Annotated in this window: 12 protein-coding genes; 2 read left to right on the forward strand and 10 right to left on the reverse strand. The window is 28.7% G+C overall.

What is annotated here, in order from left to right:
• The first annotated feature begins 42 nt into the window (after positions 1-42).
• Positions 43-690 carry an MBL fold metallo-hydrolase gene (locus tag L1S47_RS11665; RefSeq protein WP_238883715.1) on the forward strand — a complete coding sequence of 216 codons (648 nt, stop codon included), beginning with the start codon at positions 43-45 and terminating at the stop codon, positions 688-690.
• Between the two features lie 36 nt (positions 691-726).
• Here the strand turns inward: L1S47_RS11665 and L1S47_RS11670 are convergent, their stop codons facing one another.
• The 10 genes from L1S47_RS11670 to L1S47_RS11715 form a co-directional block, all read right to left on the reverse strand.
• The gene (locus L1S47_RS11670) at positions 727-1,596 is read right to left on the reverse strand and encodes a methionyl aminopeptidase (RefSeq protein WP_238883716.1); all 870 of its coding nucleotides are present in this window, start codon (positions 1,594-1,596) and stop codon (positions 727-729) included.
• A 160-nt stretch (positions 1,597-1,756) separates the two neighbouring features.
• A complete protein-coding gene (locus L1S47_RS11675; RefSeq protein ID WP_238883717.1) occupies positions 1,757-2,710 on the reverse strand; it encodes a permease prefix domain 1-containing protein in 954 nt (317 codons plus the stop codon).
• Complete coding sequence (locus L1S47_RS11680) at positions 2,694-3,047, reverse strand: PadR family transcriptional regulator (protein WP_238883718.1); 354 nt, start codon at positions 3,045-3,047, stop codon at positions 2,694-2,696. The genes L1S47_RS11675 and L1S47_RS11680 overlap by 17 nt, the downstream gene beginning before the upstream one ends.
• 189 nt (positions 3,048-3,236) lie before the next feature.
• On the reverse strand, positions 3,237-3,914 hold the full coding sequence (locus L1S47_RS11685; protein ID WP_238883719.1) for an ABC transporter permease: 678 nt from the start codon (positions 3,912-3,914) through the stop codon (positions 3,237-3,239).
• Positions 3,907-4,830 carry an ABC transporter ATP-binding protein gene (locus L1S47_RS11690; protein WP_238883720.1) on the reverse strand — a complete coding sequence of 308 codons (924 nt, stop codon included), beginning with the start codon at positions 4,828-4,830 and terminating at the stop codon, positions 3,907-3,909. Before L1S47_RS11690 ends, L1S47_RS11685 begins: the two co-directional genes overlap by 8 nt.
• A gap of 257 nt (positions 4,831-5,087) precedes the next feature.
• Positions 5,088-6,023 carry a sensor histidine kinase KdpD gene (locus L1S47_RS11695; protein WP_238883721.1) on the reverse strand — a complete coding sequence of 312 codons (936 nt, stop codon included), beginning with the start codon at positions 6,021-6,023 and terminating at the stop codon, positions 5,088-5,090.
• Between the two features lies 1 nt (position 6,024).
• Complete coding sequence (locus L1S47_RS11700; protein WP_238883722.1) at positions 6,025-6,723, reverse strand: response regulator transcription factor; 699 nt, start codon at positions 6,721-6,723, stop codon at positions 6,025-6,027.
• Between the two features lie 31 nt (positions 6,724-6,754).
• A complete protein-coding gene (locus tag L1S47_RS11705) occupies positions 6,755-7,144 on the reverse strand; it encodes a hypothetical protein (RefSeq protein WP_238883723.1) in 390 nt (129 codons plus the stop codon).
• A gap of 165 nt (positions 7,145-7,309) precedes the next feature.
• Positions 7,310-9,190, reverse strand: a complete 1,881-nt coding sequence (locus tag L1S47_RS11710) for an APC family permease (protein WP_238883724.1) — start codon at positions 9,188-9,190, stop codon at positions 7,310-7,312.
• Positions 9,191-9,461: 271 nt separating this feature from the next.
• Positions 9,462-10,256 carry a histidinol-phosphatase HisJ family protein gene (locus tag L1S47_RS11715; protein WP_238883725.1) on the reverse strand — a complete coding sequence of 265 codons (795 nt, stop codon included), beginning with the start codon at positions 10,254-10,256 and terminating at the stop codon, positions 9,462-9,464.
• A gap of 180 nt (positions 10,257-10,436) precedes the next feature.
• Here L1S47_RS11715 and L1S47_RS11720 point away from each other — a divergent pair, with 180 nt between their 5' ends.
• Positions 10,437-11,927 carry a spore germination protein gene (locus tag L1S47_RS11720; RefSeq protein ID WP_238883726.1) on the forward strand — a complete coding sequence of 497 codons (1,491 nt, stop codon included), beginning with the start codon at positions 10,437-10,439 and terminating at the stop codon, positions 11,925-11,927.
• Positions 11,928-11,972 lie beyond the last annotated feature (45 nt).

Here is an 11,972-nt window from a genome sequence, read left to right on the forward strand (position 1 = left end):
ATGATATACTGATGATAATTAATTTAGTCTGGGGGTTATAGAATGGAAGTAATAAAAGTTTTAGATGATCTTTATAAGTTTAATCACTCAATTCCTAACGTACCTATTAATTTTAATCAATTTTTATTTTTAGGAAATGATCCCATGTTAATTCATACAGGAAATCATAATATGGCAAAAGATTTAGTTCCTAAACTTAAAGAAATATTAGGAGAGAAAAAACTTAGCTATATTTTCGTATCTCATTTTGAAGGAGATGAATGCGGAGGTATTGACCTAATACTTGAGCAATATCCTGATGCTCACACAATTTGCTCAAAAACAACTTCAATGCAATTTAATGGTTTTGGATTTAATTATGATTTACTAATTAAAAATCCTGATGATACATTAGAAAAAGATGTATATTCTCTTAAATTTATATCCTATCCTTCTGAGATGCACTTATGGGAAGGACTTATTGTATTTGATACTAAACGCAATATTCTATTTAGTAGCGATTTAATTATAAATTATGATAATATTGATGAACAAATAATTGATTCTACTATAGAAGAAGAAATAAATGCAATTACTGAAAGGCAAATTCCTTCACCAAAAGCTCTTGAAATAATAAAACATGTATTATCAGAACTTCCTATAAAATACATAGCTTCTGGTCATGGTCCATTTATAAAACTACATAATTAAATAAGAAAACAGAAGCAACTGCTTCTGTTTCTCTATTTATTTAGATATTATTTCTGTACCATCTTCAGTTATTAAAATTGTATGCTCCCATTGAGCTGAAAGTGAACCATCTTTTGTATGTGCTGTCCATTCATTTTTATGATCCACATATAGTCTATAGTCCCCTTCATTAATCATTGGCTCAATAGTTATAACCATACCTGGAACTAGAACCATTCCAGTTCCCTTTTTCCCATAATGAGGTACGAATGGCTCCTCCTGGAACTTAATACCAACTCCATGTCCTCCAAAATCTCTAACAACTGAGTAACCATTTTTTTCTGCATGCTCTTGTATTGCTGCTCCTATATCTCCTAAGAATCCCCATGGCTTTACTGCCTCAATACCTTTCTCCAAGCACTCTTTACATACTCTAACTAATTTTTCAGCATTTTCGCTTACCTCTCCAATTTTAAACATTCTAGAGGCATCTGAAAAATATCCTTCAAAAATTGTAGATACGTCTACATTAATAATATCTCCATTTTTAAGTATTATATCTTCACTTGGTATTCCATGGCATACCTCATCATTAATTGAAGTACAAATACTCTTTGGATATCCATAATAATTAAGGTCAGCAGGTATAGCCCCTTGAGATATAGTATAATCATAAACTAATTTATCTAGTTCCTCTGTACTCATACCTTCTTTTATATTACTGCTAACTAATTCTAGAATAGCATTATTTATTTTAGCACTTCTTCTAATTCCTTCAATTTGTTCTTTGTTTTTGATAATTTCTCTTGGTGGAATTATATGACCCTGATTCTTTAATTCTTGCAACCTTTCGTCAAATTCCATGTGACACTTTTTATATTTAAGTTCACTTCCACACCAACATTTATCATTTCTGCCTACGTCCATCTTATCCTCTCCTTGTCATTATATATAATTAAACTACTATAAATCTTTTATTTTTGAATTCTTTAATCTTATAATACTCCTATTATACTATAATTGCATCTATGAAAATTTTCTTATAATTAAAATAAACCCATGGAATATGTCCATGAGTTTATTTTAATTACGCTGTTCCTAGTATCTCTATGTCTCTTTTTTTATTTGTAGCTTTTAGATATAAACAATCTAAAACCATGAATATTGCGACAACTATTGCAATTATATCTTTATCTATTAAAAGTGAACTTAAAATTAGTATTGTTTCTATAGAATAAACCATCACAACCTTCTTAATATCTTTACCAATAAATATTATCTTACGAACATTATACATAACAAAAAGCACCCAGGAAAACAATATAACTAGAAGTCCAAGCTTATTTAATATAAATTGTGCTGAATTAGAGTATCTATCTATTGTGGGCATTCCTTCCCACACTTCTCTACTCCTTAAAGAATCTTTATCCGTCTGTTTACTTATAATTTTCCAACCAGTATTGTCTCCAGATACTCCCTGATTAGAATTAGTTATGAGTTCATGAGAAACTTCTCTACTATATTCATAGTATGACACACTATAATTTGTTATTTGAACATAATATAATCCATTTTCATATTCGTTATTATATTTATTTAATACTTCATCAATATTATTCTTATCACTAGCAGACAATTTATCTTTTCCCTTTAATATAGTTCTTATTTCATTATTTACATCTGTTTCTGTTGTTGGTCTGATTTTATCCCACTCTGCTATATTTTTAAATTCTGTATAAACAGCCCCTATCTTAAATAAAACCCCTATTACAAATAAAATAATAGTTATTTGTAATAACCTATCCAAATATTTCTTTGGTCTATTTATAATTGCATCCATTTCACTTGAAAAGCTATTTTCATCTCCAAAATTACGCAATGCTATATCCATACTTTCTTCTTCGCTATGTCCTTCACTAATTAAATCATTAACACTATCATAAAGATGTGCCTTCATTTCTTCCTTTAATATCTTCACTTCTTCATCATTTTTATCAAAATCTTTATATACTTTATCTACAAAATTATCTATCCTCTTCATAATGAAACCCCTCCATAAAATTACTTATAAGTTCTTGTAACATACTCCACTCTCTAATCTTATCTTTAAAAAGGTTTTTACCTTCTAGTGTAACTTTATAATATCTTCGTCTTCCACCACCTGTAGCTTCTTCATCATTCCAATAACCTTCTAAGCAACCTTTCTTTTCTAATCTTTTCAATGATAAATACAATGTTGCTTCTTTTATTTCATAATTAACTTTTGATTTTTCTCTTATTCTTTTAGCTATTTCATATCCATACATGTCACGTTCCAGTAACACTGATATTATCATAGTATCAATATATCCTTTAAGTATTTCCTTATCGAACTCCATGTCTATCCTCCTCACAAAATAATCTTTTCAAACTACTTTGTATTATTAAGTACTTAATATTATTATAATGTTGAGTACTTAATAATGTAAAGTACTTTTTTATAATTCTTATTAAAACCTTTCTATAAACTTGAATATTAAGTCATTTATTCCATAAAAATAAGGAAGTTCAAAATGAACTTCCTTAGCCTATACAATATCTGCACTATCTATATTTCTTATGGATATATAAGTTCCGATTACTCCAAGCATCGCAAATATAATTGGAATTATTATAAATGTACTTAATGCAGTTCCACTACCATTACTTAATATACTTGTCACAATAACTCCTGTAATAATAGTTGAACCTGTTGTTCTTCTCCTCATGCCTACAAATACAGGAATTAAGCTAACAAATGCAAATATAAATGAATATATTAAACAGTTTATTAATGTCTTTGATATCATATCAATTGTTAAAGTATCTTGTAGTATATGAGTAAATGAATTAATTAAATATATACTGACATCTAGAAAAATATTTGATGCAAACATTGCAATAAACGCAAATATTACAACTATTACTATTTTTGAAATCATAATTTTCATTCTATTAATTGGATACATAAACATAAGATTTATAGTTTTATTATTATATTCTCCAACTATCAATTTTGCTATAATGCTTGCTGAAAATATTATGAAAACTGCTCTTACTGTTAATCCATTTAGTTCAAATACAAGGCTATAACTTGAAAATTCCTTGGAATCCTGAGAAACAAACACTGTCATAACTATGGCTGCTAGCATTATTAGATTAGCTATTACTGCACCTTTTACCCCTATTCTAAACTTTTTTAGTTCTAACTTCATTAATTTAAGCACTTAAATCCCCTCCATTTAAAAGTTTTAAGAAATGATCTTCCAAAGAAATATTTTTCTTGTTTATTGCGTCTATTTCTACCCCATTTAAAATCAACGCCTTAGATATACTATTTTGCGAAACCTTTAAATCATAAACTCTTATCAATGAATTATTGACCACCTTAATATTAGAAATATTAAGCTCACTTTCTAATATATAAGCTGCTTTAGTACAATCTTTAGTAATTATTTCTACATATTCAGTGTTCTCGTCTCTAATACTTTCCATAGAAATCTCTTCTATTAATCTTCCATGATTTATCACACCTATTGTATCTGCTATTTGTTCTATCTCACTTAAAATATGACTTGATACCAAAATAGTCATTCCATATTCCTTGTTTAGCATTTTAAATAAATTTCTAATCTCCTTAATTCCAATTGGATCAAGTCCATTTATTGGCTCATCTAATATTAATAATTCTGGTTTATTTATAATAGCTCTGGCAATTCCTAACCTTTGCTTCATTCCCAAGGAATATTCCTTGACCATTTTGCTATCTATATCCTTTAATCCTACTAAGTCTAATGCCTTATCGATAGCTCCTTTGTCATAATAACCCATATATTCACAATGTAATTCTAAGTTTTCTCTTCCAGTTAGTTTATCATAAAATACTGGGTATTCTATAATGGTTCCTATCTTTTTTAATATTTCAAAAGAATTATTCATCAGCTTATCACCAAACACTTCTATCTCTCCACTTGTAGGCTTCACAAGATTAGTAATCATCTTCATAATAGTTGTTTTACCTGCTCCATTTGGACCTAAAAAACCATATATTTCACCTTTTTTAATATTCATATTTACATTTGTAACAACATTTTTATCCTTAAAAGATTTAGTTAAATTTGTAGTTCTCAATATATAACTCATGTTCTTGCTCCTCTCTTTACTTATCTTCTATAATTCTATTCTAATTTCTGGACTTCTCTTTTTTATTAATCAAATCTTACAAAATCCTTAAGTTACGTGCATAAGGAAGAAACCTCATCCATGCGCTGCCTGTTTAGCATTCCTTCGGTTTTGCCCATGAATTCTGTACCTTTAAAATTCAACTCTCATCATATGAATCTAACTTATATTAGAAAAACAAGATGCATTATATTGAAACATCTTGTTTTTTATAATTTTTAGTATGTTATTCTTTTTAGTTTTACTGTAAAGATGGTTTTCTCATAAGGTTCACTTTTAAGATAAATTTCTCCACCTAACTTCTCAACTAATCTTTTAGTAATTGTTAGTCCTAACCCACTACCTTGGAATAATTTATTTCTTGAATCTTCAAGTGTATACATTCTTTCAAATACATTCTCTATTTGACTTTCCTCTATGCCTTTTCCTTTATCTATAACTTCAATATATGAATATTCGTTATCGAACTTAAGATTAAATTCTAAGTAGTTCCCATCCATTCCGTATCTAATTGCATTTGAAATAAGATTATTTATAATTCTATCTAAAACTTCATTATTTCCGTGAGAGTAAATAGTTTCTTCAGATATATTTATATTAACCTTTACTCCTTTATTATTTAATATATCATAGAAATCTAATATATTTTTTCTACATATTTCATTCATGTTAACTCGAGTAATTGGAATGTCCTTATCACCCGATTCAAGCTTTGCTAAATCAAAAAACTTGTTCATTAAATCTATAACTTCCAAAGTTTTATTATGAACCTTAGAAAGCAATTCTTCTCTTTCTTCACTCTCCATATTATTATCAAGTTGTATTGTTTCTATATAACCTAACACCACTGTTAAAGGTGTTTTTAAGTCATGAGAAATATTTGAAAGCATTTTCCTCATTGATATTTCTTTTTTTCTATAATCTACAAGAACCTTTTGGCTATAATCTAACAAGTTATTAATTTCTAATAATAATCCTTTTATTCTTTCATCATCATTTACAACTAAAATTTTCCCATTCTTACCTTTACTCGTTATCTCTTGCAACTTATCTTCAATATACTTTAAATTTTTGCTTCTCTCACTTTTGGACAAGTACTGAAATATAATTACTCCAATAAGTATGCCTATTATTACAAGTAAAAAAATAATCATATTAGTTCCCCTCCAGCTTGTATCCTATTCCCCACAACGTTTTTATATACTTAGGTTTTGATGGATCATCTTCTATTTTTTCTCTAAGCCTTCTCATATGAACATTAATAACATTCTCATCCCCAAAATAGTCATCATTCCAAACAAAACTATATATTTGTGCTTTTGTAAAAACCCTACTTGGGTTTTTAATAAATAATTTGAGTATCTCAAATTCCTTCGATGTTAACTGAATAGAATCTCCATTTTTAGTAACTAAAAAGTTTTCAAAGTTTATTGTAAGCTCTCCAAGCTTTGCTATATTGTCCTCTCCTTTATTTATTGTAGACGAATATTTTGTAGCTCGTCTAATAGAAGCCTTAATTCTAGCAGAAATCTCAATCATAGAGAAAGGCTTTGCTATATAATCATCTGCACCTAAACCCAATCCTATGGCTTTATCTACATCTGTGTCCTTTGCAGACATAATTAAAATTGGAACTGAACTTCTTTCTCTAATTATTTTCATAGTTTCCATACCATCTAATTTGGGCATCATTAAATCCAAAATAACTAAATCATAATTGCCCTTTAGAAATTTAGTTATCCCATCTTCCCCATCATAAGCAGTATCTATATTAAAACCCTCTTTAGTCAAATAATTTTTAACCATATCACTAATGGATCTATCATCTTCAATCATTAATATTTTATCATTCATATCTCACTATCCCCCTCTTTGTATTTATTTTTTAGTTTAATTTTTTCTTAAATGCTAAATCCACGAAACATATACCAAGTGCTAAGGAAATTGATATGGAGAAAGATCTAAAAACATCAAATTTTTCTGGTCTAAAGAAATAATCAATAGAACAAGATGTTCCACCAAAAATCACAGCCATCAATAAAAATTTGATAAACCTTTTTCTTATTTCTCTTAATTTTAAACTCCTAATATTCATTAAAGTTTTTATAATTAAATAAAAAACCATAACAAATAAATAAATTGCATATCCTATTACACTTATAATTGCACTTTTACTCTCTATATTTTTACTGATTACCACAATAGTAGCCACTGACCATATTATAAATACTATATACATTAATTTAATAATATTTTCTGATTTTATATTTTTCATATTTTGCCCTCCTAATCAATTATAGTAGCAATATTTTTTAACTTATGTAAATTGTACCATAAAATTACTTATTTTTAGATATATTTATTAAAGCTCCTTATGTTATCTTAAGTAAATAAATTAAGAGCCTTACATTTACTGCAAGGCTCTCTACATAATATATTATTAATTATCATTATCTAATTCACAAACATCATCTTCTGTTAAATGGTATGGGCATGTTGAAACATTTATTTTCTTCTTTCTAAGTAGTGTTTCTCTTAAGAAGAAGCCTGTATGATTATGAAGTACTCCGCCCCACCATTCATGAGTTTCAAACTCAGGTAATATTACTGTAACTTTTTCATTATCTGTTGTTGCATCTGCAATTTGATTTATATACTGAATTAAAGGAGTAACTACTGCTCTATATGGGGAATACTTCGCAACCAAAATAATATCAGTATCTAACAAAGCCCATCTAGCCTTCAATTTTTCTAAAGCATCTTTATCCGTTGATATATGTATAGCTATTACATGTGGACTTATGCTTTGAGCATACTGAAGAGCTGTTAAAGTAGCTTTATTTAAGCTTGCAAGCGGTACTATAACAATATGATCAAATTTTACTTTAAGATCATAATTTTTAAGTGAATTATTGTTTAATCTTAATCTACATGCAACACGATCATAGTGATTATGTATGCTAATCATAACATACACAACAATAGGTAATGCTAAGATAATTATCCAAGCTCCTAAGAAGAATTTAACGCACACTATAACACCAGTAGTAACTAAAGTAATAAAAGCTCCAAATCCATTTATAACTGCACGGGAACGCCAGCCAGCTTCCTTACTCTTCATCCAATGAATAACCATTCCTGATTGAGCTAAAGTAAATGATAAAAATACTCCAACTGAATATAACGGAATTAACAAATGAACATCAGCTTTAAATGCTACAACAAGGAAACATGCTACAAATGAAAGTGCAATAATTCCTGCTGAAAAACTTAGTCTTTTACCTTTAATAGTAAATTGTCTTGGGGCATATCCATCTTTACCTACAACATACATAAGCATAGGAAATCCAGTAAATGCAGTATTACAAGCCATAAGTAATATTATAGCTGTACTAAATTGTATAACATAAAACATTGGTCCATAGTTAAATACACCATATGCTAATTGAGCTATTACAGTTGGTCCACCATCTTTAGGTACAACTTCATAAAATCTTGCTAATATTGAACTTCCACCAAATATAAATAATATCAATCCAGTAAGCAATACCATTACTATCTTAGCATTTTTTTGAGCTGGTTCTTTAAAATTTGGTACTGAATTACTTACTGCTTCTAATCCTGTAAGTGCAGAACATCCTGAAGCAAAAGCCTTCATAATTAAGAATACACTTAAACTTCCCATTCCCTTTGTAACCTCAGGATCTATTACTAATTGATGAGGCTCTATATGTAAAACGAGATATTTAAATAATCCATATAAAATCATGAAAATCATACTTATAATAAAAATATATGTAGGGATACTAAATATCTTTGAAGATTCACTAATTCCTCTTAAGTTCATGATGGTTAAAACTATAATTAATGAAATTACAATTAAAACCTTATGTTCATTTAATTCTGAAAATGCTGAGGTTATAGCAGCAACACTTGCACTAGCACTAACTGCAACTGTAAGTATATAGTCAATTAGCAGTGCAGCTCCAGCAATTAATGCAGCTTTTGATCCGAGATTTTCCTTAGCAACTATATATGCTCCTCCCCCATGAGGATAAGCCCTTATAATTTGTATATAAGATATAGTTAAGATTAACAATAATCCAACAATCATAAAAGAAGTCCAGGTAAGCCAGCTATATGCCATCGCTCCAATAATTGGTACCAAAACCAATAAAATTTCTTCTGCTGCATATGCAACTGATGAAACTGCATCACTTGCCATTATTGCAAGTCCAAAAGGAACATTATACTTTTCCTGGGCACTCTGCTCATTGGCCAATGGCTCCCCTATAAGTATGTTCATAAACTTTTCAAGCATTTTATAATACCCCCATTAGTATTCGATATTTTACTTTAAAAATTTGTTTTTTATTTAGTTATTTCGAAAATTTATGTACCATCAAACATAAATATAAATTTACCAAAGTTAATTTTAACATAAATTACTTAAAATCAAAGTACTTGTTCACATTGTTGTCAAAAGTTTAAAGTTTGTTAACAAATGACACAGTAAATATATAAACCTACCTAGATTCTTTCTATCCAAGAAAGTTTATTTTTAAAACTTACTTTATTTATTGATTATATAGTTATAAAGATTCAAAATAGCACTTTCTTTTATCATATCTAGAAATATACTTAAACCCACTATCTTTTAAAAGTTCATAAACCAAGCTTATACCTTCACCAACTCTGTCAAAGCTATGTGCATCAGATCCAACCGTAATTATTTCTCCACCTAACTCTCTATACCTTCTTACTATTTCTAGTTTAGGCATATATTCCTTTCGGTTCTTTAGAATAGAAGTATTAATTTCTATCCCCTTCCCCCTTTCGATTGCTCGTTTAAGTATACTATCAATTAAGTCAACATAATTTCTATATTCATATTTTCCATACTTTTTCCATGCATATCTTTGTACTAAATCTATATGCCCTATAACATCATAATTGCTTCTATCAGCTATTTCATACAATTCTTTAAAGTAGTCTTCATATACCTTTTTCAAGTCATACTTTTCTAGATAGCCAATAACTCCAATAGTATCAATCCTATGTAGAGAACCTATTATGAAATCTATATCTTTATCTTTTATATACTCCTCCACTTCTTTTATGTATTTATGTCCTTCTCCAATTTCTAATCCAATTTTCATTGGTAAAACTGAACCTTCTTGTCCATTATACTTATTAATTTCTTCTATATAGTCATCATATTTTAAATAACCATAACTACTATCATTTTCATTCATGCTTATATGCTCAGTTAAACATATCTCACTTAAATAGCTTTCCTTTGCTTTATTATATATATTTTCAATTGCTTCTTTAGAATCTGGGGAAAAGCTTGAATGCAAGTGATAATCTCCATAGTACTTTTTCATTCTTTTTTCTCCTTCTTATGTTTATTTCTATTGTTATTATTCTATTATAAATCTATTTTAGATTTTGTTAAAGTTGTCTAGTAAAATGGCATAACTTGGATAAGAACTTTTCGTATATTTACACTGCTATATTAAAATAATAAATATTGTTTAACAGATTTAAAATTAGAGATCTTGGAGGTGATTACTACGACAGATAATCCAAAAAATAATACGTTAACAAGTAACATTGATAATAATATTAAGATATTTAAACAAATTTTTTCTACTGATGTTAATGATGACTTTACAATAAAAAATCTACAAATAAAATCCTTAATGAGAAAAGGTGCTGTGTTATTTGTCGATCCATTAGTTGATAAACAAAGAATAAATGATCATATAATTTCTCCTCTTTTATTTACAATGCTTGATAACATTTCAGGTGATATAGGCACAATTTTAGTTGAACAAGTACTTTCACTTAAGGACACCAAAAACACTAATGATATCAATACTATAATAGACGAAGTGTTAAGCGGAAATACGATTTTACTTATCGATAAATGCAATACAGCTATAATTCTTAATACTGATAATTTTCAACATCGTGCAATTGAAAAACCAACAAATGAAAATACCTTAAAAGGTCCTAAGGAAGCCTTTACAGAATGGGGGGAAGGAAATAGATCCTTAATTAGAAAATCCTTAAAAACTCCCACTCTTGTTACAGAGACACTTTCAATTGGTAAAGATAAACATAGAGCTGTTTCATTAATGTATTTAAATAATTTAGTTAATTCTGAACTATTAAGTAAGGTTAAGGAAAGAATATACTCCATAAATAATGAAGACATTGATAGAATTGTTATGCTAGAACAATGGATTGAAGATAGACCTTATTCACTAATTCCAACTACCTTTACAACTGAACGGCCAGATAGAGTATGTTACTTTTTGAAAGAAGGTCATATTGCACTTTTAATGGATTCTTCTTCAAATGTCATCATTGTCCCAGTAACTTTTTGGACATTTTTTCATACTGCAGACGATATGTATCAAAGGTGGATTTTTGGCAACTTTCTTAGAATTATACGAGTAGTTGCTATTTTTATAGCCATAATGCTTCCTGGACTTTATATAGCCGTAACTAATTTTCATACAGATATAATTCCTACAGATTTAGTTATTGCCATTGCTGCAAGTAGAGAAAAACTTCCTTTTCCAGCTTTAGTTGAAATACTTCTAATGGAGATGAGCTTTGAACTCATTAGAGAAGCTGGTGTAAGAATTCCTACTGCTGTAGGTCCTACCATAGGTATAGTTGGCGCATTAATATTAGGTCAAGCAGCAGTTGAAGCCAATATCGTAAGTCCTATATTAGTTATTGTCGTTGCACTTACTGGATTATCATCTTTCGCGATTCCAGAACAATCCCTAGGCTTTATAGCAAGAATAAGTAGATTCATCTTTTTATTTGCAGGAACTCTCGGTGGTTTCTTTGGAATTGGATTAATTTTAACAGCAGCTATTGCATATACAAGTGTAGTTGAGTCCTTCGGAGTACCTTTCTTTTCTCCAAAATCTCCACATTACCCATCCTCAAAGGACTTTTTTACAAGACTACCAATATTTAAACTAAACAAACAACCAATGAATCTAGAACCTCAAAATTCTAATAAAAATGAATAGTACAAATAGCCTAGAGACTAGTCAATATAACTAACAATTGGTGGG

This window comes from Clostridium sp. YIM B02551, assembly GCF_022324735.1.
In the GTDB taxonomy this organism is placed as follows: domain Bacteria; phylum Bacillota; class Clostridia; order Clostridiales; family Clostridiaceae; genus Clostridium_T; species Clostridium_T paridis.